This window comes from Virgifigura deserti (assembly GCA_003576685.1).
In the GTDB taxonomy this organism is placed as follows: domain Bacteria; phylum Pseudomonadota; class Alphaproteobacteria; order Dongiales; family Dongiaceae; genus Virgifigura; species Virgifigura deserti.
In genome coordinates this window covers 19,379-43,499 of the sequence record QOZR01000020.1, presented here as the reverse complement: position 1 = coordinate 43,499, position 24,121 = coordinate 19,379, and the positions used below count along the sequence as shown (strand labels likewise).

The 24,121-nt window shown below is 65.1% G+C and carries 21 protein-coding genes, 1 tRNA gene and 1 pseudogene; 10 read left to right on the top strand and 13 right to left on the bottom strand.

Going from position 1 to position 24,121, the window contains the following annotated elements; all coding sequences use genetic code 11:
* The first annotated feature begins 82 nt into the window (after nt 1-82).
* Complete coding sequence (locus tag DT069_RS23645) at nt 83-886, top strand: SDR family oxidoreductase (protein ID WP_119462812.1); 804 nt, start codon at nt 83-85, stop codon at nt 884-886.
* A 14-nt stretch (nt 887-900) separates the two neighbouring features.
* Here the strand turns inward: DT069_RS23645 and DT069_RS23640 are convergent, their stop codons facing one another.
* The 4 genes from DT069_RS23640 to DT069_RS23625 form a co-directional block, all read right to left on the bottom strand.
* Complete coding sequence (locus DT069_RS23640) at nt 901-1,503, bottom strand: 2-hydroxychromene-2-carboxylate isomerase (protein WP_119462811.1); 603 nt, start codon at nt 1,501-1,503, stop codon at nt 901-903.
* Nucleotides 1,504-1,736: 233 nt separating this feature from the next.
* Complete coding sequence (locus DT069_RS23635; RefSeq protein ID WP_119462810.1) at nt 1,737-2,822, bottom strand: S1C family serine protease; 1,086 nt, start codon at nt 2,820-2,822, stop codon at nt 1,737-1,739.
* 31 nt (nt 2,823-2,853) lie between these two features.
* Complete coding sequence (locus DT069_RS23630) at nt 2,854-4,431, bottom strand: DegQ family serine endoprotease (protein ID WP_425450503.1); 1,578 nt, start codon at nt 4,429-4,431, stop codon at nt 2,854-2,856.
* Between the two features lie 103 nt (nt 4,432-4,534).
* On the bottom strand, nt 4,535-5,326 hold the full coding sequence (locus DT069_RS23625) for a TIGR01458 family HAD-type hydrolase (protein ID WP_119462808.1): 792 nt from the start codon (nt 5,324-5,326) through the stop codon (nt 4,535-4,537).
* A gap of 141 nt (nt 5,327-5,467) precedes the next feature.
* On the opposite strand from DT069_RS23625, the gene DT069_RS23620 reads away from it, so the two are divergent.
* A complete protein-coding gene (locus tag DT069_RS23620; RefSeq protein WP_119462807.1) occupies nt 5,468-5,854 on the top strand; it encodes a response regulator in 387 nt (128 codons plus the stop codon).
* A gap of 27 nt (nt 5,855-5,881) precedes the next feature.
* Here DT069_RS23620 and DT069_RS23615 read toward each other — a convergent pair whose 3' ends face one another.
* The gene (locus tag DT069_RS23615) at nt 5,882-6,562 is read right to left on the bottom strand and encodes an SDR family oxidoreductase (RefSeq protein ID WP_119462806.1); all 681 of its coding nucleotides are present in this window, start codon (nt 6,560-6,562) and stop codon (nt 5,882-5,884) included.
* Nucleotides 6,563-6,598: 36 nt separating this feature from the next.
* Entirely contained in the window at nt 6,599-6,784 is a 186-nt protein-coding gene (locus DT069_RS23610) for a DUF1272 domain-containing protein (protein WP_425450504.1), read from the bottom strand.
* Nucleotides 6,785-6,900: 116 nt separating this feature from the next.
* Here DT069_RS23610 and DT069_RS23605 point away from each other — a divergent pair, with 116 nt between their 5' ends.
* Nucleotides 6,901-7,188, top strand: a complete 288-nt coding sequence (locus DT069_RS23605) for an antibiotic biosynthesis monooxygenase family protein (protein WP_119462804.1) — start codon at nt 6,901-6,903, stop codon at nt 7,186-7,188.
* Between the two features lie 24 nt (nt 7,189-7,212).
* On the opposite strand, the gene DT069_RS23600 is transcribed toward DT069_RS23605, so the two are convergent.
* Nucleotides 7,213-8,385 (bottom strand): isovaleryl-CoA dehydrogenase, encoded by a 1,173-nt coding sequence (locus DT069_RS23600; protein WP_119462803.1) that lies wholly within the window; start codon nt 8,383-8,385, stop codon nt 7,213-7,215.
* Nucleotides 8,386-8,573: 188 nt separating this feature from the next.
* Between DT069_RS23600 and DT069_RS23595 the strand changes: the two genes are divergently transcribed.
* Nucleotides 8,574-9,266, top strand: a complete 693-nt coding sequence (locus tag DT069_RS23595; RefSeq protein ID WP_119462802.1) for an outer membrane protein — start codon at nt 8,574-8,576, stop codon at nt 9,264-9,266.
* A 6-nt stretch (nt 9,267-9,272) separates the two neighbouring features.
* Here the strand turns inward: DT069_RS23595 and mgtE are convergent, their stop codons facing one another.
* The 3 genes from mgtE to DT069_RS23580 all read right to left on the bottom strand — a co-directional run bounded on the left by mgtE (nt 9,273) and on the right by DT069_RS23580 (nt 13,341).
* Nucleotides 9,273-10,676, bottom strand: a complete 1,404-nt coding sequence (gene mgtE / locus DT069_RS23590) for a magnesium transporter (RefSeq protein WP_119462801.1) — start codon at nt 10,674-10,676, stop codon at nt 9,273-9,275.
* Nucleotides 10,677-10,697: 21 nt separating this feature from the next.
* On the bottom strand, nt 10,698-13,010 hold the full coding sequence (locus DT069_RS23585; protein ID WP_119462800.1) for an NADP-dependent malic enzyme: 2,313 nt from the start codon (nt 13,008-13,010) through the stop codon (nt 10,698-10,700).
* 244 nt (nt 13,011-13,254) lie between these two features.
* Nucleotides 13,255-13,341 (bottom strand) — tRNA-Leu (locus DT069_RS23580).
* A 114-nt stretch (nt 13,342-13,455) separates the two neighbouring features.
* On the opposite strand from DT069_RS23580, the gene lipB reads away from it, so the two are divergent.
* The 6 genes and pseudogenes from lipB to DT069_RS23555 all read left to right on the top strand — a co-directional run bounded on the left by lipB (nt 13,456) and on the right by DT069_RS23555 (nt 19,788).
* On the top strand, nt 13,456-14,178 hold the full coding sequence (lipB, locus tag DT069_RS23575; RefSeq protein WP_119462799.1) for a lipoyl(octanoyl) transferase LipB: 723 nt from the start codon (nt 13,456-13,458) through the stop codon (nt 14,176-14,178).
* A 319-nt stretch (nt 14,179-14,497) separates the two neighbouring features.
* Nucleotides 14,498-14,950: pseudogene (locus tag DT069_RS25120) on the top strand (FecR domain-containing protein); the annotation flags it as partial.
* A gap of 424 nt (nt 14,951-15,374) precedes the next feature.
* A complete protein-coding gene (locus DT069_RS25115; RefSeq protein WP_425450505.1) occupies nt 15,375-15,560 on the top strand; it encodes a hypothetical protein in 186 nt (61 codons plus the stop codon).
* A 71-nt stretch (nt 15,561-15,631) separates the two neighbouring features.
* Nucleotides 15,632-17,911: a CHASE2 domain-containing protein gene (locus DT069_RS23565; RefSeq protein ID WP_119462797.1), complete on the top strand. Its 2,280-nt coding sequence runs from the start codon at nt 15,632-15,634 to the stop codon at nt 17,909-17,911.
* A 146-nt stretch (nt 17,912-18,057) separates the two neighbouring features.
* Nucleotides 18,058-18,273: a DUF1127 domain-containing protein gene (locus tag DT069_RS23560; RefSeq protein ID WP_119462796.1), complete on the top strand. Its 216-nt coding sequence runs from the start codon at nt 18,058-18,060 to the stop codon at nt 18,271-18,273.
* 99 nt (nt 18,274-18,372) lie between these two features.
* Nucleotides 18,373-19,788 (top strand): tetratricopeptide repeat protein, encoded by a 1,416-nt coding sequence (locus DT069_RS23555; RefSeq protein WP_119462795.1) that lies wholly within the window; start codon nt 18,373-18,375, stop codon nt 19,786-19,788.
* A 54-nt stretch (nt 19,789-19,842) separates the two neighbouring features.
* On the opposite strand, the gene DT069_RS23550 is transcribed toward DT069_RS23555, so the two are convergent.
* The 3 genes from DT069_RS23550 to DT069_RS23540 form a co-directional block, all read right to left on the bottom strand.
* Nucleotides 19,843-20,136 (bottom strand): acylphosphatase, encoded by a 294-nt coding sequence (locus DT069_RS23550; RefSeq protein WP_119462794.1) that lies wholly within the window; start codon nt 20,134-20,136, stop codon nt 19,843-19,845.
* Nucleotides 20,137-20,147: 11 nt separating this feature from the next.
* A complete protein-coding gene (gene accC / locus DT069_RS23545; protein WP_119462793.1) occupies nt 20,148-22,145 on the bottom strand; it encodes an acetyl-CoA carboxylase biotin carboxylase subunit in 1,998 nt (665 codons plus the stop codon).
* A 287-nt stretch (nt 22,146-22,432) separates the two neighbouring features.
* Nucleotides 22,433-23,965: an acyl-CoA carboxylase subunit beta gene (locus tag DT069_RS23540; protein WP_119462821.1), complete on the bottom strand. Its 1,533-nt coding sequence runs from the start codon at nt 23,963-23,965 to the stop codon at nt 22,433-22,435.
* Nucleotides 23,966-24,121 lie beyond the last annotated feature (156 nt).

Sequence of the window (24,121 nt, the reverse complement as noted above, 5' to 3'; positions counted from 1 at the left end):
TTATCGTAGTAGGTCTGTCGCCGATGCGCGAGGCCCCTCGCTGATCAACCTCCGAGCAACCGGACGACAGAAGAGGAATTCGATGGGAGAGCTTCTGGTCGGGCAGAAGGCCCTCGTGACCGGTGCCAGCTCCGGCATAGGATACGGGATTGCACGGGCCATGGCGGATGCCGGAGCGGCGGTGGCGATCAACTATCACTCCGAGCGGGACGAGGCGGAGGAACTCGCCGAGACGATTCGTACGGCCGGCGGCGAGGCAATCGCGCTCAAGGCCGACGTCTCGAAGGAAGAGGAGGTCGAGCGCCTGTTCGGCCAGTCCATCGCGAATTTCGGCACCCTGGATATCCTCGTCGCCAACGCCGGGATTCAGAAGGATGCCCCGCTCGCCGAGATGAGCCTGGCCGACTGGCGGAAGGTCCTGGAGGTGAATCTGGGTGGCCAGTTCCTCTGCGCCAAGCGGGCGGTTGCCGAGTTCCTGCGGCGCGGATCGGTGCCGGAGGTCTCGCGGGCGACCGGCAAGATCATCTGCATCAGCTCCGTCCATGATGTGATTCCCTGGGCCGGGCACATCAATTACGCGGCCTCGAAAGGCGGCATTCAGATGATGATGAAGAGTCTGGCGCAGGAGGTGGCGCACCACCGGATTCGGGTCAACGCCATCGCGCCGGGTGCCATCAGGACGGCGATTAACAGGGCCGCTTGGTCGACCTCGAAGGCGGAGCAGAAACTCCTCAAGCTCATTCCCTACGGTCGGGTCGGCGAGGTCGAGGACGTCGCCAAGGCCGCCGTCTGGCTCGCCTCGGACGAAGCGGATTACATCACCGGAACCACGCTCTATATCGACGGCGGAATGATGCTTTATCCCGGGTTCCGGGATAACGGATAGCGCTCCTGGGGAGTTTACCAGCCACCGGTCGCGAGCCAGCGATCGACCTGGTCGAGGCGGTCGCTACCCCAGAACGGCTCGCCGTCGACGAAGATGAAAGGCGACCCGAAGGCTCCTGAAGCCAGTGCGGCATCGGTTTCGGATCGGAGTCGTGCCTTCACCGCCGGATCATCGAGCGCCACATGCAACGCCGCCCGCTCGATACCGATGGAAGCACCGAGCTCGGCCACGAATTCAGCCGAAGTGACGGCCCGGCCTTTTACGAAAGCCGCCTCGAACACCGCATGCGCCAAGGCCTTTGCCGTATCCGGATCGCGGTCCGCCAGCCAATAGAAGGCACGCGACGGTGCTACGGCCGCAAAGGGGAACGGATCCGGCAACCGGAACGGCACACCCAACAGCCGGGCCGACCGGGCGAAATCGCGGCGGTGGTAGGCACCGCGCAGCGGCTGCTCCGTGAGCGGGCTCTGTCCCGTGGTCTTGAACGCGGCGCCGAGCAGGAAAGGTCGCCACTGGACTGTCCGCCCATGCCGCTCCGCGATATCCTCGATCCGCGTCGAGGCGAGATAGCCATAAGGCGAAGAAAAGTCGAAATAGAAATCGATCGGCGAGGCCATTCACAATCTCCAGCGTAGGTGTCGGCAGTCTCGGCCATTCGCCACCGCAGCGCAATATGCGCTACTCCCCGCAGGACTATCGCATTCGGCGAACTCAGGGTGAGGAAGCTCATGCTTCGACAAGCTCGGCATGAGGACGATTGGGTTTGACACAGCGTTCCTCATCCTGAGGAACCTGCGAAACGGGCGTCTCGAAGGACGCACGGCGCCGGCAACATCCAACCGCCCCTGAGTTAGGCGCTGATGTCCATAACCGTCAGCGTCACTTCGCGCGATTCCCCGTCGCGCCGGACGGTGAGCCTCGCCTCGTTTCCGACGCCGATGTCGGTCAGCTCTGCGACGAGATCGGGCACGGTCAGGACGCGCTTGCCGTTGATGTGGGTGATGACGTCACCGAGTTGTCCGGTGGCCTGGTCGATCCCCTGCAGCCCGGCCTCCTGTGCCGGTGATCCCGAACTCACGCCGGCGACTACGACGCCTTGCACGTCGACCTGTGCGGCAAGCTCTTCGGGCAGCGTCGTGATGCCGATACCCGGCCGCGGAACATAGCCGTCCCTGATGATCTGCGGCACGATCCGGTTGACGATGTCGACGGGCACGGCAAAGCCGATCCCGGCGAACGCACCCGATTGGGAGAGGATCGCCGTATTGACGCCGATGAGCCGCCCCGCCGAATCGAGCAGGGGGCCACCGGAATTGCCCGGATTGATCGCCGCGTCGGTTTGGATGACGCCGCGGATCTCTCGGTTCACGCCGGCCGGCAGGCGCCGATCGAGCGCACTGATCACGCCTGTCGTCAGTGTGCGGCTGAGACCGTAGGGCGAACCGATCGCGAAGGTCGTCTGCCCCACCCGGAGGTCGGCCGAACTGCCGATCGGAATCGGTTGCAGGGACTGGTGATTGTCGACCAGCCTCAGGACCGCCAGATCGTAGTCGGCCGTCGACCCGACCACCTCCGCCCGCAACAGTTCTTCGCCGCCAAGCCGAACGCCGACCTGATCGGCGCCGGCAATGACATGATGATTGGTGACGATGTGGCCCGCCGCATCCCAGATAAACCCGGAACCGGCCCCGAGAGCCTCGGTACTGGGCGGCAGGAAGAGGCCGCCGGCGGTCTGGGTCACGATATAGGCGACGGACGGCGATATCCGCTGAAAGATCTCCGTCGCCGTCTCCTCCATTTCCGACAATGTGGCACGCGGGCTGATCGGACGCGGCTCGTCCGCAGTCAACCATTGGGTACGCAGAGTGTCGTAGCCGACCCAGACCGTCGCCAACAGAGCGATCCAGACGAGGACCACCCGCTCTAACCGACTCATCCAGATCCTCTTCTACGAACGATACCCGTCGTCAGCCCCGCTCCGGCTCGGTCGGTAATGCGACGAATGCCGGGTTGCCATCGCGTTCGCGAAGGAGAAGGACGGATCCCTGCCGGGCCTGCCGTGCCTCCTCGATTGCCGCGACAACCTCATTGGGTTCCGAAACCTCCCGTCGGCCGACTTTGGTAATGACATCACCGGGGGCTATATTCTCCTCGGCAGCAGGGCTGTTGCGGTCGACATCAAGCACGAGAACGCCCCTCGTCTCCTGCGCGATGCCGAATTCCTCTCGCAGCTCCGGCGAGAGCTCGGCGAGCGACAGCCCGAGTGCGCCGGTTTTGGCTTCGGGCTCGCTCGGCTGGTCGCTTTCGGTCGCCGCGAACTGCTGCTCCTGCTCCTCCAGCAAGGCTATCTGCGTGTCCAGCGTCTGCCGCTCGCCATTGCGCCAGACTTCGATATCGACGGTCGCGTCGACCGGCGTCTCAGCGACGATCCGTTGCAGTTCGCGGGGATCCTCGACTTCCTGATTGTTGAAGGTCAGGATCACATCGCCCGCTTCGAAGCCGGCTTTCGATGCCGGGCTGTCTTCGAGCACATCCGTCACAAGGGCGCCGCGCTCCTCCTGGAGTCCGATCGCTTCGGCAATGTCCTCGGTCACGGGCTGAATCTGCACCCCCAGCCAGCCGCGGCGAACGGTCCCGGTCTCTCGCAACTCCTCGATCACCTGCTGGGCCATGGCGGACGGCACCGCGAAGCCGATCCCGACATTGCCGCCCGAGGGCGAGAAGATCACGGTATTCACGCCGACCACCCGGCCGTCCATGCTGAACAGCGGCCCGCCCGAGTTGCCTTGGTTGATCGACGCGTCGGTCTGCAGGAAGTCGTCATAGGGGCCCGCATTGATGTCCCGCGCGCGCGCCGAGATGATTCCGGTGGTGACGGTGCCGCCGAGGCCGAAGGGATTGCCGACGGCCATGACCCAGTCACCCACCTGAATGGCGTCCGAATCGCCCCATTCGACCGCCGGCAGCGACTCCTCGGCTTCGACCTTCAGGAGCGCCAAATCGGTCCGCGGGTCGCGGCCGACGACCTCGGCCGCCAACTCAGTCTCGTCCTGCAGGGTGACCACCACGCTCTCCGCGCCAGCGACCACATGGTTGTTCGTCACGATGTAGCCTTCGGGGTCGATGATGAAGCCGGAGCCCACCGCCGTCAGATCGCCGAATGGCGGCATGGGCCCTGGTCCTGGCGCCGGTCCTGGTCCCGGTCCTGGTCCCGGTCCTGGCCGTTGACCTTGGCCGAACCGATCGCCGAAGAACTCCCGGAAGAACTCCTCGAATGGCGATCCCGGTGGAAGCTGCGGCATTCCCGACTCCCCTTCCGCCACATCCGAGCTCTGGGTCGCGGCGACATTGACCACGGCAGGAAGCTTCGCCTCGACAAGGTCAGCGAAGCTCTCCGGCCCGGCCGCGGTCTGCGCCGGCGCCGGGGAGCCCCCGCCGAGGGTCAAGGTCGCCAACAGGGCAATACAGCCGGCCCGCCTTGCGATGTCGGCCGCGATCGCCGCATCGACGGCCGCCCGCATCCCTCGCCAAAGATGTGCTGTCACGGGTTCCTCCTCAGGGAATACAGCGCCATGCCTGATAAACGGCGCGCCGCGGCCGCGGTTCCGCTCAGAACGTCGAGGTCATGGAATTCGGCGGCAAGAGCGATCAGGCGGCTGCGAGAATCCGGTCGATCGCGGCGCCGATGTCGCGGACGAGCACGCCGTGCCGGTGGAGCCGCGCCCTGTCCTCCACCCGGAACTTGCCCGTCTCGACCAGAATGCCCTGAAGCCCAGCCGCGATGGCGCCGCCGACGTCAGCCTCGACATCGTCCCCGACCATCACAGCCTCCGCGGGCTCGCAACCCAGCGCGGTAACCGCGGCATGAAAGAAGCCGGGTGCCGGCTTGCCGACCACCTCGGCAGTGACCCCGCCGGCGAACTCAAGCGCTGCTACGAATGGCCCGGCATCGAGACTGAGCCCGTCCACCTCCCGGAAATAGCGGTTCTTGGCCAGGGCCAGAAACGGCGCACCCTCCATCAGCAGGCGGAAGGCCCGGTTGAGGGCCTCATAGGTAAACCCCTCCCCGGCATCGCCGACCACCACCGCACGATTCGCTGGGCGATCCACCGGCTCCTCCGCATCCGGCGACGAAAGGCCGTTGAAATCCTCCCGCAAATCCGGGTGGATCAGCAGATGCGGCGACAGGCGCCGCTCACCCAGCCAGGTGCAGGCCGCTCGCGCCGGCGTAACCAACTCGTCATCGCCCAGGTTCAACCCCATCGCCGACAGACCGGCCTGAATCGCGCGGCGCGGCCGGCGGGTGGAGTTGGTGACGAACTGGACAGGAAGCCGCCGCTCGCGGAGACGCGCCAGGGCCTCGCGCGCGCCGGGAAGCAGATCATTGCCGACATAAAGAACGCCGTCGAGATCCAACAATACGCCACGAATTCCGGTCATCGCCCTTGCTCGTCTCCACTCCCGCGGCTATTACGTTCGGGCCGGGTCGAACATGCGGCAAAATGCGCTTCTGCCCAAATTTAACACCCTCCTGCGGCCCTTATGCGGTAATAATGGATGAAGGCTAGTGAGAGAATTGAGATGTCCGGCAAGTCTGCCGTCAACGATCTAAAGAACCTGCGCATTCTTGTCGCCGAGGATGAGGGAATCGTCGCCCTCGAGATCGAGGCGTCGCTGCAGGGATTCGGATGCGAGGTCGTCGGCCCGGTCGGCAAGCTGGAACAGGCGCTCGAGGCCCTGCAGACGCAGCCCGTCGACGGGGCCGTGCTCGATGTGAACCTCGGCGGTGTCGAGGTGTTTCCGGTCGCCGACGAGCTTCTGGCACGCGGCATCCCCTTCATCCTGTCGACCGGCTACAACGATCTCTCGCTGTTCCCTGAGCGGTTCCGCGGCCTCCCTTGCCTCGAGAAGCCTTACGACGAGAAGGATCTCCTCGAGCTCATGACCCGAGTAGTCGGCCGCTCCTGATCGGGCGAAAAAAGCAATTTCGACAATTCACCACGGAATATAGCTGCCATCGTAGTTGAAGAAGGAGCCGCTATCCTCCGGTCGGAGGCCGGCGATCTTGGCGCGCATCGCGCGGACGCTGTCCGCCGGCGACAGTGTCGCGCCCGACCCGCCCATCTCCGTCTGTACCCAGCCGGGATGAAAGACGATGGCAACGATGCCGCGTGGGGCCAGGTCGATCGCAAGGCTCTTGGTGACGGCGTTCAGCCCCGCCTTGCTCGACCGGTAGACGTAGTACCCGCCGCCGGTATTGTCGGCGATGCTACCCATTCGGCTGGTCAGGCTTATGATCCGCTTCTGGCCACCCCGCTCCAGATGCTCGATGAAGTGCTCCGCCATCTTCAGCGGCGCGATCGTGTTCGTTCGAAAGGCATCGAGCCATAGCTCGACGTCGGTGTCTCCGAAGCCGGCGCGCGAGCCGATCGTGCCCGCATTATTGATCAGAACATCCACCGCCTCGCCCGCGAGCCGCTGCGCCAGAGCGGCGATCTGCGCCGCATCGGCGACATCGAGCTTGTAAAGCTGAACGTCGCCGGCGGCCACCTCGAGCTCGCCGGCCTCTTCGGGACGGCGGGCCGTCGCGTGGACACGCCAGCCTTCTGCCGCATATTGCCGGGCGAACTCCAGGCCGATGCCGCGGTTCGCGCCGGTCACCAGGACGGTTGGCATCGCGGAATCCCTCACAAGTTCTGGAAATACGTCTCGCTACGGCCGATCACGGATTTGCTGAACCGCCCGTCGCGGTCGCGCAACGAGTTCGCCTCCGCAGTTCGGGCAGCTGAGGTCCATATGCAGGCTGCAGTCGGAGCAGAAAGTACATTCATAGCTGCAGATATAGGCTCCTTCGTCAGGCGGCAACACCCTCTGACATTTCTCGCAATTCGCCCGCATTTCCAAAGCCATGACAGCCTCCCTCAAGACGCTCGGGCTGAGCCTACACCAGCGACCGCGGATGACAAGCGGGCTATGATATGTGCTGCCCCTTACCCCTGCGAAGGAAACGCCCGATGATTCTCGAAGTCGCGATACTCGATGTGAAGGCCGGTCTCTCAGAGACGTTCGAGACCGCCTTCGCCGAGGCATCGGCGATCATCGCCAGCATGCCGGGATATGAGGGGCACGAGCTGCAACGGTGCCTGGAGTGGTCCAACCGCTATATCCTGCTGATCCGCTGGCAGCGGCTGGAGGACCATACCGTCGGCTTTCGCGGGTCGCCGCAATATCAGGAATGGAAGGCGCTCCTGCATCACTTCTACGACCCGTTCCCGACGGTAGAGCATTACCATCCGGTCTGAGGGTGGTATCCGACGGGATCCGAGCTACGCCGTCTCGGCGAACAGCTCGCGGCCGATCAGCATGCGGCGGATCTCGGAGGTGCCGGCGCCGATCTCATAGAGCTTGGCGTCGCGCAACAGCCGGCCGGTCGGATAGTCGTTGATATAGCCGTTGCCGCCCAGCGCTTGGATCGCCTCGAGCGCCATCCAGGTCGCCTTCTCGGCGGCGAACAGGATGGCGCCAGCAGCATCCTTGCGCGTCGTCTCGCCCCGGTCGCAGGCCTTGGCCACCGCATAGACATAGGCCTTGGCCGCGTTCATCACCGTGTACATGTCGGCGACCTTGGCCTGCATCAGCTGGAACTCGCCGATCGGCTGGCCGAACTGCTTGCGCTCGTGAATGTAGGGCAGCACTGTGTCGAGGCAGGCCTGCATGATGCCGAGCGGCCCGCCGGCGAGCACCGCCCGCTCGTAGTCGAGGCCGCTCATCAGCACCCGCACGCCCTCCCCCTCCGCGCCGAGCAGGTTCGCTTCGGGCACCTCGCACGCCTCGAACACCAACTCGCAGGTGTTGGAGCCGCGCATGCCGAGCTTGTCGAGCTTCTGCGCGGTGGTGAACCCCGCCATGCCCTTCTCAAGGATGAAGGCGCTGATGCCGCGCGCGCCGGCGGCGGGATCGGTCTTGGCGTAGACCACTAGCACGTCCGCGTCGGGCCCGTTGGTGATCCACATCTTGCCGCCATCGAGGATGAAGCGGTCGCCGCGCCGCTCGGCGCGCGTACGCATGCCGACCACGTCGGAGCCGGCGCCGGTTTCGCTCATCGCCAGCGCACCGACCTGCGTGCCGGCGATCAGCCCGGGCAGATAGCACTGCTTCTGCGCCTCCGTGCCGTTGCGGCGAATCTGATTCACGCAGAGGTTCGAATGGGCACCGTAGCTTAAACCCACGCTGGCCGAGGCGCGGCTGATCTCCTCCATCGTCACGACATGCTCGAGATAGCCCATGCCGGCACCGCCATAGGCGTCCTCCACGGTGATGCCGAGCAGGCCAAGAGCGCCGAGCTTCGGCCACAGATCCATCGGGAAGGCATTGCTGCGATCGATCTCGGCCGCCCGCGGCGCGATCTCAGCGGCGGCGAAGCTCCGCACCGTTTCGCGCAGCATGTCGGCGGTCTCGCCGAGTCCAAAGTCGAGGGATGAGAAACGGTTGGCGGCCATGGGCGACGATCCCGTTCGATTGTCAGACCGATAGGTTACAGACGTTGATTGCGAAAACGAAGAGATGATGATTTAATTAATGAATTATAAACTAATAAAATAACCATTAACCTTGATAAATAATATGCGACACCAATTTTTCTAAATCAGGTGAAACCTGCAGTCGGAATTGGAACCGCTGAAGAGGAATGGCTATGGGATACCGACGCCTCTCCTTCTCCGCCGGAACGGTCTGTCTCGGTTTATTGGTGTCTTCCGTTCCCGCTGTCGCCGATTACCGTATCGAAACGAGTATCGGCATCGCGCATGGGGACCATGACGTCACCTTCTCCGAAAGCGTCGAAAGGTTCGGCCTGTCGATAAAATCGGTCTCCACGGTGAACGGATCCGGGCCGACAATCACGATCGGGTTCTGGGCCGATGGCCTGATCCACGAAAATCTTTCGCTCGGGCTCGAATATCTGCGGATCGAGAACTCGGCGGATCTCGCTCTCGCGGCCCGCGGCCCGGATCAATCCGTGGCCGTCGATGCCGATTTCGAGCTCGATATCACCACAATTCTGGTAAACGCCGCCTACCGCCGCAACGGCGGAGCCATCCACCCCTATGCCGCGCTCGGCATCGGCGCTGCGCGAGCGGCAGGCGAAGTCGACAGCGAGATAACTACAGGCGCCCCTATGTCCGAAACCGGCGAGGTCCGTTTCTCCGACTCCAACTATGCGCCGGCGGTGCAGGTCGCAATCGGCCTCGACTACGACGTGACAAAGAGGATCTATGTCGGCGCCGCGGCGCGGTACTTCACCATCGACACCCGCCTGTTCGGTCGAGACGAGGTCGTCCGCGAACTCGCCGCCGGGGTCAAGCTGGGCCTCTCGTTCTGATATCGCTCAGAGCAGGAACAGGGTGGCGAGGCCGAGAAAGACGAAGAAGCCGAGCACGTCGGTCGTGGTCGTCAGGAACGGGCCGGCGCTGACCGCCGGATCCATCCCGAGACGCGCCAGCACCACCGGAATGACGGTGCCGGCGAGCCCGGCCCACAGCATGTTGAAGATCATCGCCGCGCCGAGCACGATTCCAAGCGGAATGCTCGCAAACCAAAGGGCGGCAATGCTGCCCATGATGGCGGCGAAGACCGTCGCGTTCATCATCGCGACGAACAGCTCCTTGGCGATGGGGCGCCACACATTGCCCTTCGGGGACATGTCACGGGTTGCCAGCGCCCGCACCGTCACGGTGACCACCTGCATCCCGGCATTGCCGCCCATCGCGGCGACGATGGGCATCAGGACCGCGACCGCGACGATCGCCTCGATGGTCGCTTCGAACTGCGAAATCACAATCGACGCGATCACGGTGTTGACCAGGGTGACGAGCAGCCAGCGCAGCCGGCGCCAGGCGGTTTCCGTTGCCGGCGCGTGGAAGTCCGTCTCGCCGACGCCGCCGAGACCCATCAGGTCCTCCTCCGCCTCCTCGTCGATCACGTGAACCACGTCGTCCACGGTGATCACGCCGACGAGCCGGCCGCTCTCGCTCACGACAGGGGCGGAGACCAGACCATATTGGCGAAACAGGTGCGCCACCGCCTCCTGGTCCATCGTCACGGGGACGGTCCTCAAGTCCGTCTCCATCAGATCGGCCAGTTTCACCGCCCGCCTCGCCCGGATCACCCGGCTGAGCGGCACGGCGCCGAGCGGCCGAAAGGCCGGATCGACGATGAACAGATCATAGAAATCGTCGGGCAGCTGGTGGCTGGCACGCAGGAAGTCGATCGTCTGGCCAACGGTCCAGAAGGACGGGACCGCCACCAGCTCGCGCTGCATCATCCGGCCGGCGCTGTCCTCGGGATAGGTCAGCCCCTCCTCAAGGATCGCCCGTTCCTCGGCGGGAATGCTCTCAAGGATCCGCCGCTTCGACTCCTCGTCTAGATCCTCGAGCAGATCGACGGCGTCGTCGCTGTCGAGCTCCGACAGGGCGGCGGCGATCCGTTGCGGGCCGAGCAGCTCGATCACCTCCTCGCGCACCCGCTCGTCGAGGTGGCTCAGCGTCTCTGGCTCGATCCGGTGCCGCGTGGCCGCGATGAACCGTTCGCGCTCGTCGCTGCTCAAGCGCTCCAGCAGGTCGGCGAGGTCGGCGGGGTGCAGCGGCTCGATCAGCTCCTGGACCCGTGCCGCGTCCTCCGTCTCCAGCGCATCCCGCGTCGCGCGAACGCACTCGGAGGAGACGCCGTAGAGCTCCTCGGGTTCCGCCGCCGAGTCCTCAGGCGGCTTATCCTCGGGCGCGGTTTCTCCCATGCGCTTGGTCTTTCCGCGCCTTCAGCCCTTCACCGACGCGACCGGCACCCAGTCATCCTTCCGCCGCATCGCAGCCTGCGCCTCGACGACGGCGAGCGCGCTCATATTGACGATTCCGCGGACGCTGACCGTCGGCGTGAGAATATGCACGGGCTGGGCCATACCCAGTAGGATTGGCCCGAGCGACAGCCCGTCGCTCAGCGCACGCAGCAGATCGAGGGAGATATTGGCCGCGTCGAGCGTCGGCATGACGAGAAGGTTCGCCTGGCCTTTGAGCCGCGAGCTCGGGAACTGCTTCAGGCGGATTTCCTCCACGATAGCCGAATCGCCGTGCATCTCGCCCTCGATCTCGAGCTCGGGCGCCCGCTCACCGATCAGGGCGAGAGCATCACGCATCTTCCGCGCGGACGGGGTGTCCGCGGTCCCGAAATTCGAATGCGACAGCAGCGCCACCTTAGGCGCGATCCCGAAATGCCGCACCACGTCGGCCGACAGCAGGGTCATCTCCGCGATCTCGTTTGCCGTCGGGTCCGGCGTGACCTGCGTGTCGCAGATGAAGAAGGCGCCGCGCGACAGGATCAGCACGTTCAGGGCCGCGGCATGCTGCACGCCCGGCCGCAGCCCGATCACGTCGAGCACATAGCGAAGATGCCGCTCCGACCGGCCGATGGTGCCGCAGATCATCGCGTCCGCCTCACCCCGCTTCACCATCAGCGCGGCGATCACCGTGTTACGGGTGCGCACGACGGTGCGCGCATAGTCCCGCGTCACACCCTTCCGCTCCATCAGGCTGTGGTAGAGCGTCCAATATTCGTTGAAGCGCGGATCGCCCTGCGGGTCGACCAGATCGAAATCCTTGTCCGGCCGCAGCCGCAGCTTGAACCGCTCGATCCGCTGGCTCACCACGTCGCGGCGGCCGATCAGGATGGGTCTGGCCAGTTTCTCGTCGATCACCGTCTGCGCGGCCCGCAGCACGCGCTCCTCTTCCCCCTCGGCATAGACCAGCCGGCGCGGATCGCGCCGCGCACTTTCGAACAGTGGCTTCATCACCAGGGCGGAGCGGAAGACGAACTGGCTCAGCTGCTCGCGATAGGCGGCGAAGTCTTCGATCGGCCGAGTCGCGACGCCGCTGTCCATCGCCGCCTTCGCTACCGCCGGCGCCAGCTCGACGATCAGCCGCGGGTCGAACGGCCGCGGAATCAGATAGTCGGGGCCGAAACTGAAGGACTGGCCGCCATAGGCCGCGGCGACGATATCCGAGGTCTCCGCATGGGCCAGATTGGCGAGCGCGTGAACGCAAGCGATCTTCATCTCCTCGTTGATCGCCGTCGCGCCAACGTCCAGCGCGCCGCGGAAGATGAAGGGAAAGCAGAGAACATTGTTGACTTGGTTCGGATAGTCCGATCGGCCGGTCGCGATCACGGCGTCGGGGCGGACCTCCCGCGCTACTTCCGGCATGATCTCCGGCACCGGATTGGCGAGCGCCATGATCAACGGCCGATCGGCCATGCCCTTCACCATCTCGGGTGTCAGCACCCCGGGCGCCGACAGGCCGAGGAAGATGTCCACGCCGCCGATGACATCGCCCAAGGTTCGCGCCTTGGTCGCGACGGCATAGCGCGCCTTGTAAGGATCCATCATCTCCGTGCGGCCCTCATAGACCACGCCGGCGATATCGACGACCGTGATGTTCTCGCGGGGCAAGCCCAGGCTGACCAACAGGTCGAGGCAGGCGAGCGCGGCAGCACCCGCACCGCAGCAGACCAGCTTGACGCGCTCGATCGGCTTCTCGACCACCCGCAGCCCGTTGATGATCGCGGCGGCGACGATGATCGCGGTGCCGTGCTGGTCGTCGTGGAACACCGGAATCCGCATCCGGTCGCGCACCCGGCGCTCGACTTCGAAGCACTCCGGCGCCTTGATATCCTCGAGATTGATCCCGCCGAAGGTCGGCTCCAGGCTGGTGACGATATCCGCCAGCTTCTCCGGGTCGCCCTCGTTGATTTCGATGTCGAAGACGTCGATGCCGGCGAAGGTCTTGAACAGGACCGCCTTGCCCTCCATCACCGGTTTGGCGGCGAGCGGACCGATCGCTCCCAACCCCAGCACCGCCGTGCCGTTGGTGACGACGGCGACCAGATTGGCCCGCCGGGTCAGCGTCGCCGCTTCGGCCGGGTCGGCGACGATAGCGTCGCAGGCAGCCGCCACGCCGGGCGAGTAGGCCAGCGCCAAGTCGCGCTGGTTGGCCAGAGGTTTCGTCGCGACGACGGCGAGCTTTCCCGGCGTCGGAAAACGGTGGTATTCGAGCGCGCTTTCGCGCAAATCATCGGCCATCATAATCTCCCGGAACGACTTGGCGGCCGGATTATATCCCTTAGCCGGTCTTACGCCATGGCCGCAGAGCGTAACGGAGAGAAAATTAAGGACATTTACTATTCGAGATCATGCGCCGGCCCGACGCGCGCATGCGGGACCCGAACCGCCGGTCCGGGCAGCCCCGGATCGCCCGGATCAGGTTCGAGGGCAGATCCGACGATGATAGAAAGAAATGGAGCCCGACATGAGCTCCTTACAGGGATGGTGCGGTCGAGAAGACTCGAACTTCCACGGGATCTCTCCCACAGCGACCTCAACGCTGCGCGTCTACCAGTTCCGCCACGACCGCAACCGGACGGCAGGTCCTTTCGGGCTTGCCATCGAGTGATGCGGGGGAATACCAAATCATTGAGGCGGGATCAAGCACGACCATCCGTCCCGGCCCGCATAACACGGATTACTTATGGTATCGGCAAATCCTCCCATCGAGTGGCGGGCCAGCGACGCCCCGGTTCCCTATCCCGCCGCGATTGCGGCGATGGAGGAGCGGGTGGCAGCGGTTCGAGCCGGAACCGCGCCGGAAATGGTTTGGCTGCTCGAGCATCCGCCGCTCTATACAGCCGGCACCAGCGCCCGCGCCGGCGATCTCCTGCGGCCGGACCGGTTTCCAGTCCATGCGACCGGCCGAGGCGGCCAATACACCTATCATGGGCCGGGCCAGCGCGTCGGCTATGTGATGCTGGACCTCAAGCGGCGCGGCCCCGACATCCGCCGGTTCGTCCACGACCTTGAGGAATGGCTGATCCGCACGCTTGCCCGCTTCAACGTCCGCGGCGAGCGACGTCCCGGACGGGTGGGCATCTGGGTCGCCCGCGGCAGCCGCGAGGACAAGATCGCCGCGATCGGTGTCCGGGTGCGGCAGTGGGTCACCTTCCATGGGGTCGCGCTCAACCTCGATCCCGAGCTCGAGCATTTCTCCGGGATCGTTCCCTGCGGCGTCCAGGCGCCCCAGTTCGGAGTCACATCGCTCCACGACCTCGGAATCCTGGTCAGCATGCCCGAACTCGACGCGGCGCTGGCGGCGGCGTTCCGCGAGGTCTTTGATGAACCGGCCCCGCATCGCGAGCCGTTCCAGAAAACGGCGACGAGGGTATCCGATACCGCCTCCACCGGTGAACGGACCTAACCGGGAAGCTGGCGCGCCGGGCATGCGGCCAGTTCGCCCGCGTGATATCGAACATGATGGGGTGAATGCCTCTACGGCACTCCGCGCCGTGAACTCCGGCGCGGCGCCGCCGATGGAATCAGCTCGGTCATCGACGGTTTCGGGTGCCAGACATGATTTTCCCGCCGCAATGCATGGCATAAGTACAAAATTCGCCATTAATAAAATTGTCAGATAACCATAGATATAAATTGCCTCCTTATTCCATATATACAAAACTTCTGTCAGAAAAAATCTTCCCAGACCTTTAACGAATCAACCAAGAGTGTGGGTGATTTTAATGCAAACCCAATCTCTTAAGAACGCAGCGCGATCTTTCCTTTTTGTTTCTCTCGTTCTGATCTTGGACGTTCCGGGCGCGATCTCGCCCGGCCTTGCAGAGGAGCCAGCGACCTCGTCCGCTCCTTGGAGCGTCTTCCAAGCGAACGGCGACATTCGCGTCCGCTCGGGGCGAGACGCTTCCGGTGCGTGGCAGCAGCTTGGCGCGAACGATCGAATCTTCGCGCCGTCCGAGATCAGGACCGGAGACGACGGACGACTCACCATTACGCGCGGCGGCGACATCATTCATATCCTGCCAGGTTCGCGCATCTCTTTACCGGCCGAGGGGCACGGGACAACGGCCACGGAAATCATCCAGAGCTTCGGCGAGGCATTCTTCGGTGTCGACAAGCGCCCCGCCAGAACCTTCAAGGTGACCACGCCCTTCTTGGTGACGGTCGTCAAAGGCACGGCATTCGGGATCAACGTTTCCGAGACGGACGCCAGCGTGTCGGTGTCGGAAGGCACCGTCGGCGTCTCCGCCAAGGCGAGCGGCAAGAGCGCTGACGTGAATGCCGGGCAGACGGCCAGCGTGTCGTCCAAGGCCGCCAGCGACGTCTCCGTCAGCAGTGCCGCTGCGGCCGCGCCGGCCGGCGCTGCCCCGGCGGCACCGGCAAGCACGTCGGCCCCGGACGCCATGAGCGGGTCGGCCACCGAGGTCGGCCCGGATGCAAGCAACTCGGGCAAGAAAGGCTTGGGCGTCGCGGCCGGGGCGCCCGATGCCACTGGCCGTAGCGTCGGATCCAAGGCCAGTCGAAGCACCAGCAGCGGTACGGGAAGCGGCAAGGCGGTCGGGGCAGCCGGCAGCGGTAGCAGTGCCGGTGGCGGCGCCAGCAATGGCGGTGCCGGTAGCGGTGCTGGCGGTGGCGGAAGTGCTGGCGGAAGCGATGCTAGCGGAGGTGCTGGCGGAGGTGCCGACGGTGCTGGCGCCGGCGGCGCCAGTGATGGCGGCGGAAAGAGCGGCCACGGAAAGGGCGATAATGGCAAGAAGGGAAAACGCGCAAATCGCGGTGGCCCGATGAACCAGCCGCCATTGGACACTCCGACCGGAACGGCAATCGCGGCAGCGATGATCCGGCCGGGCTGATCGGGCATGAGGACCGTCGGCTGGGCGCATGCCCTGATTTTCCTCGTGGTTGCGGCGCTTTATCTCTCCGGCAGGCTCGAGTTCATCGAGCATCGCCTCGTTGACGCGCGCTTCCAGCTCGCGGAACGCGCCGCGACCGGTGAGGTGGTCGTGGTCCTGATCGACGCAGCCTCCCTCAAGGCGCTCGGCCCTTGGCCTTGGCCGCGCAGCTATCATGCACGCCTGCTGGATGCGCTGGCGGCGGCCGGCGCCGGCCGGGTCGCGCTGGATATCGACTTCAGCTCTCGGTCGACGGATGAGGAGGATCGCGAGCTGGCACGGGCCATCGCCGAGGTCGACGGCAGCGTTATTCTCCCCGTCTTTGTCCAGCCCGGCATCGATGGTCAAGAGCCGCGGCTCTTCTTCACCGAGCCGCTGTCCGACCTTCGCGTCAATGCCGATCTCGCCTCGGTCAATGTGCGGCCCGAGTCGGACGGGCTGGTGCGCCGCATGGCGGTGGGCGCACCCTGGCGGGAGGATCCGATCGCAACCCTGCCGGTCGTCCTTGCTGGTGTCCCCGCCCGGATTCCCGATGCCTTCTATGTCGACTACGGTATCCGACCCGATACGATACCGCAGATCTCGTATGTCGACGTCCTGGAGGAGCATTTCGACCGGGCGTTGGTGGCCGGCAAACGGGTCATCGTCGGGGCAGGCGCCATCGAGCTTGGCGACATGACACCCGCCCCGCTATGGTTGGCGTTGCCCGGACCGCTTGTCCAAGCACTGGCTACGGAGTCGATTCTTCAAGGGCGGACGCTTCAGCGGTTGCCGGCCTGGCTAGTGCTGGCCGGAACAGGATTCCTTCTGCTGGCCACGGCGCCGGTCTTTTCCCGATGGCCATGGCGACGCAGCCTCGTCGCGTTGATCGGGATCAACGCGATCATCCTCGTCCTGCCCGTGCCGCTGCAAGCCTACTGGCCGATTCTGCCCGATACGGCACCCTACCTACTGGCCTGCCTTCTCAGCTTCGGTGCGGCCCTTGTGAGCCGGCTCGACGAGCAGGCCCTCCGGCTTCTGGCCCAGGGCTTCATGCTGCGCCGGCAGGACGCGCGCATGCGCCGTGTTGTCGAGAGCACGTTCGATGGGCTGATCGTGACCGATGCGGCCGGTATTATCCGTTCCTTCAACCCGGCTGCGGAGAGGATCTTCGTGATCCCCGCAAAGGAAGCGATAGGTCAACCCTTTGCCCGGTTCGTAGCCGACACCGGAAGCGGCCATCCGGAGACGGCGTCGGGTTTGCCGAGCCTCCTCGGCGAGGCTGGACTCCTGCGGGAAGTCCTCGCATGCCGGAAGGATCAACAGGTTTTTCCGATAGACCTCGTGATCACCGAGATGCGATGCGAGGACGCGTTGAGCTACCTTCTAACGATCCGAGATATTTCTGATCGGAAGGAAGCGGAGCGGCGGGCAGAAGAAGCTCAGCAGCAACTCCTCCACGCAATCAGGGATCTCAGGAAGGCCAAGGAACAGGCCGAACTCGCGAACAAGGCGAAGACCGAGTTTCTGGCCAATATGAGCCATGAGTTGCGCACGCCGTTGAACGCGGTGCTCGGGTTCGCGGAGATCATGAAGGGCGAACTCCTGGGCCCGATCGGGACGCCCGCTTACTTGGGCTATCTGGAGGATATCCATGACAGCGCGGGCCACCTGCTTCAAATCATCAACGACATCCTCGACCTGGCGAAGATCGAGGCCGGGAAGCTCGATCTGCAGGACGAGGACATTGCGCTGTCGGCGGCGATCGACCGTGCGGTCACGCTCGTCAAGGAGCGTGCCGCAGAGGGCCGCGTTACGATCGTCGCGGACGCGCCCGATCACCTGCCGTTACTGCGGGCCGACCCCCGCCTGTTCAAGCAGATCCTCAGCAATCTGCTGTCGAATGCTATCAAGTTCACCGAGCCGGGCGGACAGGTGACGATTCGCGCGGCCCTGGCGACCGACGGCGGCTTGGATATCTCGATCATTGATACCGGCATCGGCATTGCCGAAGCAGACCTTGCAAGAGTCCTGAAGCCGTTCGAACAGGCCTCGACGGGCCTTGATCGGCGTTATGAGGGGACGGGTTTGGGCCTGCCCTTGGTCAAGTTCCTTGTCGAGGCACATGGCGGCGCGTTCGCACTGCACAGCCAAGTGAGCGTTGGCACGACGGCGACCGCGAGCTTCCCGCCCCTGCGGACAAAGGTCGTGCATGATGCAAGGGAGCCGCAGCGCCCCCTCTCGGTCGTCCACGCGCAGACCGGCTGACGTCCTGGGCATCCGACGCCGCACGACCAGCCCCACCGACCGGCCCCTGACGCAATTTTTCGCCGCTTACTGAGATCCGGTTCACAGCGCCGCCGCGCGGACTGGCCTAACATCGCTGCGACTCGAACATTTGAGGAGTGCAAGCGATGTCGACTAACCCGACGCACGCCGCCAGCGGCGTCGCCGTCGCGTACCGTCGCAGGGGCCTGTTCGCGCTCCTGCTGCATACGCTCGTGGAATGGCAGGAGCGCGCTCGCCGGCGCCGCTCGCTCGCCCACATGGACGACCGCCTGCTGCGAGACATCGGCCTGACCCGGTCGATGATCGAGGCCGAGGCCAGTAAGCCCTTCTGGCACCCCTAGTGCTCCGGCGGCCAACGCTCAGCAACCAAAGGCGTTGGCTCCGGCAGACGAGCAGTTTCGGTCCCGCTGAGGACAACATTTTTATTGGAGGCATTACGTATGGCATTGCACGATAAGCGAGGTGTTCCCGTTTCCACCGAAAGCCGCGAGTCGCTCGACCGGCTCGAGACGGCGACGGAACTGCTTCTGGGCTACTTCGCCGATCCGCTGGCCGCGATCGACGAGGCACTTGCGGAGAATCCGGCCTTCGTCATGGGCCACTGCTTCCGCGCCGGTCTGTTCCTGATCTCCTCGGAGAGGGGCGCCGAGCCCGAGCTGCGTCGATCCCTTGAGGCGGCGGAGGCCCTGGCGCGCAAGGCAAACGATCGCGAGCGCGGCCATATGGCCGCAGCGCGGGCTTGGCTCGAAGGCGACTTCCACGAAGCTGTGGAGCGCTACTCCAGCGTCCTGATCGACCACCCGCGCGATATTTTCGCGCTTCAGATGGCGCATCTGGGCGACTTCTTCCTCGGCCAATCCGTAATGCTGCGCGACCGGGTCGCGCGGGTGCTGCCCGACTGGGACGAGGCCGTGCCCGGCTTCGGCTACGTCCTCGGAATGCACGCCTTCGGCCTGGAGGAAAGCAATCAGTATGGCCGGGCGGAGGCCACCGGCCGGCGCGCCCTGGCGCTGATGCCGAGGGACCCCTGGGCGGTCCACGCTGTCGCCCATGTCATGGAGATGCAAGGGCGCCTGGCCGACGGAATCGAATGGCTGACGTCCCGCACCGACGATTGGGCGCCCGAGAACATGTTTGCCTTTCACAATTGGTGGCATCTCGCCCTCTATCATCTGGATCTCGGGCAGACCGACCGCGTCCTGCAGCTCTATGACGAGGCGATCCGGCCGAAACACTCGGCCGTCGCGCTGGAGATGTTGGATGCCGCGGCGCTGCTCTGGCGCCTCCATCTCAGGGGCGTCGACGTGGGCAATCGCTGGGCGGAGCTGGCGGATACCTATGAGCCGATGGCAGAGGACGCCTACTACACCTTCAACGACATGCACGCGATGATGGCCTTCGTCGCTGATGGACGGGAGGAGGCGGCGAAGCGGCTGCTGGCGGCGCTCGAACGGCGGATCACCGGCGGTGGCACGAACGGGGTGATGACGCGGGAGGTGGGCCTACCGGTCTGCCGCGCGATCCAGGCTTTTGGCAAGGGCGACTATGCGACCACGGTCGATCTGCTCCTGCTGGTCCGCACCATCGCCCACCGCTTCGGCGGCAGCCACGCCCAGCGGGATGTCCTCAGCCAGACCCTGATCGAGGCGGCGTTGCGCGACAATCAGGGCCGCTTGGCCCGCGCCTTGATGGCGGAGCGCACCGACCTGAAGCCGACCAGCCCTTACAACTGGCTGACTACGGCCCGGGCGCTGGATCTGCTCGGCCATCGGATTGAAGCGAACAGGGCCAATGCTAAGGCGGCGGCCCTGTTGCCCCGACAGGCCTCCGAGTCCGTCAACGTGGTTATGGCTTGAGGCGCTGCCCTATCCTGGCCCTCCCCCGCGAGTCGCGGGGGAGAGATCCTCGCCCTACGCCGTAGGGAGTTGCCGGAATTCGTTCTCGGCGACATCCCCCGCCGGCGCCTGCTCGACCGCCTCGACCTTGGCGAGCGGCGGTCCCTGCCGGCAAGCGGCGACCATTTCATCGACCGCGGCGGCAGTGCCGGCGAACAGCGCCTCGACGCTGCCGTCGCGCCGGTTGCGGACCCACCCGCGCAAGCCGCGCCGGCTCGCCTCCTCAGTCGTCCAGGCACGAAACCAAACCCCTTGAACGCGGCCGCGAACGCTCACGCGGACGGCTTTCTCTGCGGACGCCGACGACATTCCGGCCTCGCTCACTCGAACTCCAGGATCGCCTGATCAACGGCCAGGCTGTCGCCGGGCGCGGCATGAAGTAGCGCCACCCGGCCGTCGCGCTCCGCCCGCAGCAGGTTCTCCATCTTCATCGCCTCCACGACGGCAAGCTCCTGCCCGGCCTTGACCTCCTCGCCTTCGCTCACCGCCAGCGATACGAGCAGCCCCGGCATCGGCGACAGAAGGAACTTGGACAGGTCCGGTGGCTGTTTAACGGGCATCAGGGCGGCCAGTTCCGCCGCGCGCGGATGAAGGACCCGAAGATCGATCTCGGCGCCGGCCGAAGACAGGCGGTAGCCGATGCCCCGGCGATCGATCTGCACCGAGACCGTTCGCCCGTCGATGCTCCCTTGATAGAGCGGCTCGCCGACCTGCCAATCGCTGACCAGCTCGTGATGGACCTCGCCATCGTCCACCGCATGGCCGCCGACCGTTTCCGAGACCGTCACCCGGTGGCGATCGTCCGCCCCGAGCATGACGATTAAATCAGACGAAATCCCACCCGCGTCGTTCCGCGCTGCCGGCTGCAATTGACCGCTGATCTGGGCGTCGCGCGCCTGATACTGGTGGTGAATGGCTGCGGCGACGGCAACCAGCCGTCTCCTTTCATCGGCATCGAGCGCCGCTCCGGCGAAGCCGTCGGGGAACTCCTCGGCGATGAAGTTAGTCGACAGTCGGCCCTCTGCGAAGCGCGGATGGCGCACCAGGGCGGCGAGGAAACTCAGATTATGGCCGACGCCGCGGATGTAATAGCTGTCGAGCGCGGTGCGCATCGTCGCGATCGCCTGGTCGCGGTCGGCGCCATAGGTGATCAGCTTGGCGATCATCGGGTCATAGAAGACGCTGATCTCCGCCCCCTCATAGACGCCGCTGTCGACGCGCACGAGCGGCCCCGTTGGTTCGCGATAGCGCGTCAGGCGACCGGTCGACGGCAGGAAATTGCGCACCGGGTCCTCGGCATAGATCCGCACCTCGAGCGCCCAGCCCTTCAAGGCGACGTCGTCCTGCGCGACCGTCAGCCTTTCACCGGCGGCGATCCGGATCATCTGCTCGACCAGGTCGAGGCCCGTCACTAGTTCCGTGACCGGATGCTCCACCTGGAGACGGGTGTTCATTTCAAGGAAATAGAAGTTCCGGCTCGCATCGACGATGAACTCCACCGTCCCCGCGGACCGGTAGTCGACGGCGCGGGCGAGCGCCACGGCCTGCGCGCCCATGGCGGCCCGCGTCGCCGGGTCGAGAAAGGGACTCGGCGCCTCCTCGACGACCTTCTGATGGCGCCGCTGAATCGAACATTCGCGCTCGCCGAGATGGATGATGTTGCCGTGGCTGTCGGCAAGGACCTGGATCTCGATGTGGCGCGGCTCCTCGATGAACTTCTCGATGAACACCCGATCATCGGCGAAGCTCGCCCGCGCCTCGTTGGTCGCGCCGCGGAAGCCGTCCCGCACCGCCTCGTCGCTGGCCGCGACGCGCATGCCCTTGCCGCCGCCGCCGGCCGAGGCCTTGATCATCACGGGATAGCCGATCTCGCGGGCGATAGTCACCGCCTCGTCGGCATCCTGGATGACGCCGAGATAGCCGGGCACTGTGTTGACCCCGGCGGCCTGCGCCAGCTTCTTCGATTGGATCTTGTCGCCCATCGCCGCGATCGCCCGCGGCCCCGGGCCGATGAACCGGACCCCGGCGCGCTCCAGGGCCTCGGCAAAGGCCCGGTTCTCCGACAGGAAGCCATAGCCCGGATGCACCGCCTCCGCGCCGGTGCGCTCGATCGCCTCCAGGATCCGGTCGACGGCCAGGTAGCTCTGCGCCGCCGGCGCGGGCCCGATCGGCACCGCCTCGTCCGCCTCGCGCACATGCAGCGCGTCGGCATCGGCCTCCGAATAAACGGCGACGGTCTTGATCCCCATGGCGCGCGCCGTGCGAATCACCCGGCAGGCGATCTCGCCCCGGTTGGCAATCAGGATCTTGGAGAACATGTTTTCGGTAACGCCCCGTTCCTCACCACGGTCTTCTTCCCGCCCTGTTTTCTTCGATGTCATGCCCAGGCTTGACCGGGTATCCAGGGCAACCGTCGGAGCGTCTCAGGGCCTGGATTGCCGGATCAAGCCCAGCAATGACACGAACGTTATGACTGCTTCACCTTAGATCTTACGTAAAAGTCCGGCTCCAATGGCGATTCTCGATGTTAACCATCCTTAACTTTATCCTCATCCGAGGGCGCGCACCGGGCGCGCATCGCCCTGATCCGACGTCCTTCCCCGCCTTAAAGCGGAATATTATCGTGCTTTTTCCACGGATTCTCGGTTTGCTTGTCGCGCAGCATGGCAAGCCCCCGGGCAATGCGCCGACGCGTGCTGTGCGGCGCGATCACGTCATCGATGAAGCCGCGCGAGCCGGCCACGAACGGATTTGCGAACTTCTGCCGATACTCCTCGGTGCGGGCGGCGATTTTGTCGGCATCACCGATATCGGCGCGGAAGATGATCTCGACGGCACCCTTCGGCCCCATGACCGCGATCTCCGCGCTCGGCCAAGCATAGTTAAGATCACCCCGCAAGTGCTTGGAACTCATGACGTCGTAGGCACCGCCATAGGCCTTTCGCGTGATCACCGTGATCTTCGGCACCGTGGCCTCGGCGAAGGCGAACAGAAGCTTTGCCCCATGCTTGATGATGCCGCCATATTCCTGGGCGGTCCCGGGCAGGAAGCCCGGCACGTCGACGAAGGTCAGGATCGGGATGTTGAAGCAGTCGCAGAAGCGCACGAAGCGCGCCGCCTTGCGCGAAGAATCGATGTCGAGACACCCCGCCAGCACCATCGGCTGGTTGGCGACGATACCGACTGTCGCCCCCTCGACCCGGCCGAAGCCGATCAGGATGTTGCGGGCATAGTCGGGCTGCAGTTCGAAGAAATCGCCCTCGTCGACGACCTTCTGGATCAGCTCCTTCATGTCGTAGGGCTTGTTCGGGTTCGGCGGCACCAGCGTGTCGAGCGACAAATCGACCCGGTCGCCCGGATCGGCGGTCGGACGCGTGGGCGGCCCCTCCCGGTTCGAAGCCGGCAGGAAATCGATGAAGCGGCGGAGTTGGAGCAGCGCCTCGACATCGTCCTCGAAGGCGAGGTCGGCAACGCCGGAGGTCGCCGCATGGGTCATCGCGCCACCGAGCTGCTCGTGCGTCACCGCCTCGTGGGTTACGGTCTTCACCACGTCGGGGCCGGTCACGAACATGTAGGAGGAGTCCTTCACCATGAAGATGAAGTCGGTCATCGCCGGCGAATAGACCGCGCCGCCGGCGCATGGCCCCATGATCAGCGAGATCTGCGGCACCACGCCCGAAGCCAGCACGTTGCGCTGGAAGACCTCGGCATAGCCGGCAAGCGAGGCGACGCCCTCCTGGATGCGGGCGCCGCCGGAATCATTGAGCCCGATGACCGGCGCCCCGACGCGCATCGCCTGGTCCATCACCTTGCAGATCTTCTCGGCATGCGCCTCGCTCAGCGACCCGCCGAAGACCGTGAAATCCTGGCTGAACACGAAGACGAGGCGGCCGTTGACGGTGCCATAGCCAGTGACGACGCCGTCGCTCGGGATCTTCTGCTCGGCCATGCCGAAATCGTTGCAGCGATGCTCGACGAACATATCCCACTCCTCGAAGGAGTCGGGATCGAGCAGGAGCTCGACGCGCTCGCGCGCCGTCAGCCGGCCCTTGGCGTGCTGCGCCTCGATCCGGCGGGTGCCGCCGCCGGCCCGGGCCGCCGCCCGCTTTGCCTCGAGTTGCCGCAGGATATCCTGCATCGTCGCCCCCATGACCGCGAGATGACGTGATTATTGCAGGCGCGAAACGCCGCGCATGCAGATAGCACCAAAGTCGGCGCCGCGCCACCCCCGCCCCGGCCCTCACCCCTCGACAGGCTCGGGATGAGGAAGAATCTCCGCTGTAGGGGCGGGTTT

What these genes read in the sequence shown, in the direction of transcription:
- DT069_RS23645 (WP_119462812.1), top strand. Translation starts at nt 83, where the DNA reads ATGGGAGAGCTTCTGGTCGGGCAGAAGGCCCTCGTGACCGGTGCCAGC.
- DT069_RS23640 (WP_119462811.1), bottom strand. Translation starts at nt 1,503, where the DNA reads ATGGCCTCGCCGATCGATTTCTATTTCGACTTTTCTTCGCCTTATGGC.
- DT069_RS23635 (WP_119462810.1), bottom strand. Translation starts at nt 2,822, where the DNA reads ATGAGTCGGTTAGAGCGGGTGGTCCTCGTCTGGATCGCTCTGTTGGCG.
- DT069_RS23625 (WP_119462808.1), bottom strand. Translation starts at nt 5,326, where the DNA reads ATGACCGGAATTCGTGGCGTATTGTTGGATCTCGACGGCGTTCTTTAT.
- DT069_RS23620 (WP_119462807.1), top strand. Translation starts at nt 5,468, where the DNA reads ATGTCCGGCAAGTCTGCCGTCAACGATCTAAAGAACCTGCGCATTCTT.
- DT069_RS23615 (WP_119462806.1), bottom strand. Translation starts at nt 6,562, where the DNA reads ATGCCAACCGTCCTGGTGACCGGCGCGAACCGCGGCATCGGCCTGGAG.
- DT069_RS23610 (WP_425450504.1), bottom strand. Translation starts at nt 6,784, where the DNA reads ATGCGGGCGAATTGCGAGAAATGTCAGAGGGTGTTGCCGCCTGACGAA.
- DT069_RS23605 (WP_119462804.1), top strand. Translation starts at nt 6,901, where the DNA reads ATGATTCTCGAAGTCGCGATACTCGATGTGAAGGCCGGTCTCTCAGAG.
- DT069_RS23600 (WP_119462803.1), bottom strand. Translation starts at nt 8,385, where the DNA reads ATGGCCGCCAACCGTTTCTCATCCCTCGACTTTGGACTCGGCGAGACC.
- DT069_RS23595 (WP_119462802.1), top strand. Translation starts at nt 8,574, where the DNA reads ATGGCTATGGGATACCGACGCCTCTCCTTCTCCGCCGGAACGGTCTGT.
- mgtE (WP_119462801.1), bottom strand. Translation starts at nt 10,676, where the DNA reads ATGGGAGAAACCGCGCCCGAGGATAAGCCGCCTGAGGACTCGGCGGCG.
- DT069_RS23585 (WP_119462800.1), bottom strand. Translation starts at nt 13,010, where the DNA reads ATGGCCGATGATTTGCGCGAAAGCGCGCTCGAATACCACCGTTTTCCG.
- lipB (WP_119462799.1), top strand. Translation starts at nt 13,456, where the DNA reads ATGGTATCGGCAAATCCTCCCATCGAGTGGCGGGCCAGCGACGCCCCG.
- DT069_RS25115 (WP_425450505.1), top strand. Translation starts at nt 15,375, where the DNA reads ATGGCGGTGCCGGTAGCGGTGCTGGCGGTGGCGGAAGTGCTGGCGGAA.
- DT069_RS23565 (WP_119462797.1), top strand. Translation starts at nt 15,632, where the DNA reads ATGAGGACCGTCGGCTGGGCGCATGCCCTGATTTTCCTCGTGGTTGCG.
- DT069_RS23560 (WP_119462796.1), top strand. Translation starts at nt 18,058, where the DNA reads ATGTCGACTAACCCGACGCACGCCGCCAGCGGCGTCGCCGTCGCGTAC.
- DT069_RS23555 (WP_119462795.1), top strand. Translation starts at nt 18,373, where the DNA reads ATGGCATTGCACGATAAGCGAGGTGTTCCCGTTTCCACCGAAAGCCGC.
- DT069_RS23550 (WP_119462794.1), bottom strand. Translation starts at nt 20,136, where the DNA reads ATGTCGTCGGCGTCCGCAGAGAAAGCCGTCCGCGTGAGCGTTCGCGGC.
- accC (WP_119462793.1), bottom strand. Translation starts at nt 22,145, where the DNA reads ATGTTCTCCAAGATCCTGATTGCCAACCGGGGCGAGATCGCCTGCCGG.
- DT069_RS23540 (WP_119462821.1), bottom strand. Translation starts at nt 23,965, where the DNA reads ATGCAGGATATCCTGCGGCAACTCGAGGCAAAGCGGGCGGCGGCCCGG.